This window comes from Limosilactobacillus gorillae (genome assembly GCF_001293735.1).
In the GTDB taxonomy this organism is placed as follows: domain Bacteria; phylum Bacillota; class Bacilli; order Lactobacillales; family Lactobacillaceae; genus Limosilactobacillus; species Limosilactobacillus gorillae.
The window spans coordinates 1-2,667 of the sequence record NZ_BCAH01000059.1 but is presented as its reverse complement, the minus strand read 5'-3'; the positions used below and the strand labels follow the sequence as shown (position 1 = coordinate 2,667).

Here is a 2,667-nt window from a genome sequence, read left to right as displayed (position 1 = left end):
TAACCATTAAAGAAAGGGTGACCCAAATGACGAAGGTATTTGTAGCGGGGGCCACCGGTCGAGTTGGCCAAGCAACAGTTAGGGAGCTAGTGCAAAAGGGTGTCAGTGTTTTGGCGGCCGGGCGTCAATTGGACCGGATCATTTCAGATGACTTGGTCACACCGGTTCTGTTTAGTTTTACCTGGTCGGTCGATCGGATGAAGGATGAACTAAAGGGTGTTGACGCGATCATTTTTACGGCTGGTTCGCGAGGGAAAGATCTCTTGCAAGTTGACCTAAACGGGGCCGTTAAACTGATGAACGCCGCTAAAAAGGCTGGAGTCAAGCGTTTTGTAATGTTAAGCTCAGCCTATTCACTAGACCAGGAAATGTGGCAAAAAGTTGATAGCCTAAGGAAGCTTACGGACTATAACATTGCTAAGTTTTTTGCGGATCGCTGGTTAATTGATGAATCTGGGTTGGACTATACGATAGTTCAGGCCGGGGTCTTAACTGATGATCTGCCAACTGGTAAAATTGACGTTAACCCTGATCAGGCGGGAACGAATACGGTTAAAGACGTAGCCAAAACCTTGGTAGCCGCCCTCGACCAGGCAAAAACTGTCAAAAAAGTTTTGATGATTAAGAATGGTAGTCACTCAATCGAAAAGGCGCTTCAAAGCCTCTAGATATGAAAGCGTGGTCAATCGTTTGATTTGAAATAACCTCAATATCTGTGCTAGGGTAATAGACGATATTTGAAAACTATATTGAAAGAAGGATCCAGTATGCACTTAGAGAAGGCAACGATGGACGACCTCAACCGGGTCATTGAAATTTTAAAGGATGGCCGTAACCAACTAGCCGAACGGGGGATTAACCAGTGGCAAGGCGACTATCCTAACCCCAAGCAGATTGAAGAAGATATCCAAAAAGGAGTGGCTTACCTTGTTCATTCTGATGACCATGAAACGGTAGGGGCTTTTTCAATCGTTCCGGCACCGGACCCGGTTTACGATACCATGGATGGTAAGTGGCTTGTCGATACTGACCAGTACCTAGTAATTCACCGGGTGGCTATTCATTCTGATCACGCAGGTAATGGCTATGCTTCGGGCCTGTTTAATAGTCTGATTGACTATATCAAGGAAAAGCGCCCTGACATTGTGTCGCTACGAATTGATACTCATGAAGACAACAAGCCGATGCAACACCTGATTGAAAAGAACGGCTTTACTCAAGTGGGGACCCTCTTTGGTGTCTACCGCCCCGAGGAAATTTCCTACGTCTACGAATTATTGATGCACGCTAAATAGGGAGTAACGTTGTTAGATAGGCCTCCAGCGATGAAAAAACGCTGGGGGTCTTTTGTGTTATTCGGCGACCATACTGACTTATTGATGAGAGCGGTTAAGCATCCTCAAGATAAGAACTTTTAAGCCATCTTTATAATTAGTGATTGTATCGTGGAAGCGGATTAAGCTAAAATAGAAAGGTATTGTTAAAATGTGGTCCGTAAGGAAGACCCCCATAATCAGGGATTTTACCAAGTAACTTACCGAAATCGGTAACCGCTTTTCATCTACAGAGCTTGGTTTGAAATAACTTGTAAAGGAATGATGGAAATGGAAGAGCGAATAGCAAGACATAACCGGGAGTGGCACATTGCGTTGACAACAACAACCCCAGTTATGCTGGGCTACATTGTCTTAGGGATGGGTTATGGCCTGTATACCCATAACCTTGGCTTTGCCTGGTGGTACCCGACCTTAATGGCCCTGACTATTTATGGGGGTTCTGTCGAATTTGTGATTGCTAACATGTTAACTCAGACCTTCAATCCTCTAACGGTTCTGGTAATCACCTTAGTAGTCGGCTTTCGGCAATTCTTTTATTCCATTGCTCTTTTAGGGAAATATCGAGGGCGGGGGTTGCAAAAGTTCTTTCAGATCTTTGCCTTAACTGATGAAACCTTCGTGGTCAACTATCACCTGAACTTGAGTAACGATGTAGACAACCAGTATGTTTATACCCTAGTGTCCCTTTTGGATTACTTTTACTGGGTTTTAGGGGCCTGGTTGGGCGGTGTTCTTGGTAGTGCCTTTTCTATTCAGATTGAGGGGTTAGGCTTCACCATGACAGCCCTGTTTTTAGTCCTTGCTTTAGAGCAAATCCTTAAGGAAAAGAATCATTTGAGTACCCTTTCTGGCCTGATAATCACGGTGGGGTGCCTGATTTTAGTTGGTAAAACCTACTTTCTCTTGGTAACCCTTTTATTGTTAGTAATCGAGTTTACGGTCGTTTACCAAAGGGGGGGATGGAAGTGAGTTTAGTTCAACAACTAATTGTGATTGGGATTGCTGCAGTAGCCAACTTTTTGACCCGGTTGATTCCCTTTCGGCTGTTTCAGCGCGGCGATCACATCGCACCCTATATTGAAGAGCTAGGAAAGTTCTTACCTGGGGCGATTATGGTAATGCTGGTTGTTTATTGTTTTCGAAATGTCGATTGGTTTGCCGGTGATCACGGTTTACCGGATTTAATCGCTAGCGTCGTTACGATCTTCGTTCACTTGAGGTGGCGGATGTTGTTTTTATCGATGGCGGTTGGTACTGTTAGCTATATCTGTCTAGTTAACTTTATTTTTTAGAAAGTCCCCGCATAATCTTAAATGCCCTAGTGTTGTTA

At 44.3% G+C, this 2,667-nt stretch carries 4 protein-coding genes; all 4 read left to right on the top strand.

The annotated features are described in order from the left end of the window. A partial coding sequence (locus AOQ57_RS08120; protein WP_369688102.1) for an NAD(P)H-binding protein occupies positions 1-668 on the top strand: 668 nt, incomplete at its 5' end. A gap of 99 nt (positions 669-767) precedes the next feature. Next, the gene (locus AOQ57_RS08115; RefSeq protein WP_093626930.1) at positions 768-1,295 is read left to right on the top strand and encodes a GNAT family N-acetyltransferase; all 528 of its coding nucleotides are present in this window, start codon (positions 768-770) and stop codon (positions 1,293-1,295) included. A 309-nt stretch (positions 1,296-1,604) separates the two neighbouring features. Further along, the gene (locus tag AOQ57_RS08110; protein WP_093626928.1) at positions 1,605-2,306 is read left to right on the top strand and encodes an AzlC family ABC transporter permease; all 702 of its coding nucleotides are present in this window, start codon (positions 1,605-1,607) and stop codon (positions 2,304-2,306) included. Further along, positions 2,297-2,629 carry a branched-chain amino acid transporter permease gene (locus AOQ57_RS08105; protein ID WP_369688101.1) on the top strand — a complete coding sequence of 111 codons (333 nt, stop codon included), beginning with the start codon at positions 2,297-2,299 and terminating at the stop codon, positions 2,627-2,629. The genes AOQ57_RS08110 and AOQ57_RS08105 overlap by 10 nt, the downstream gene beginning before the upstream one ends. The last annotated feature ends 38 nt before the right edge of the window (positions 2,630-2,667 follow it).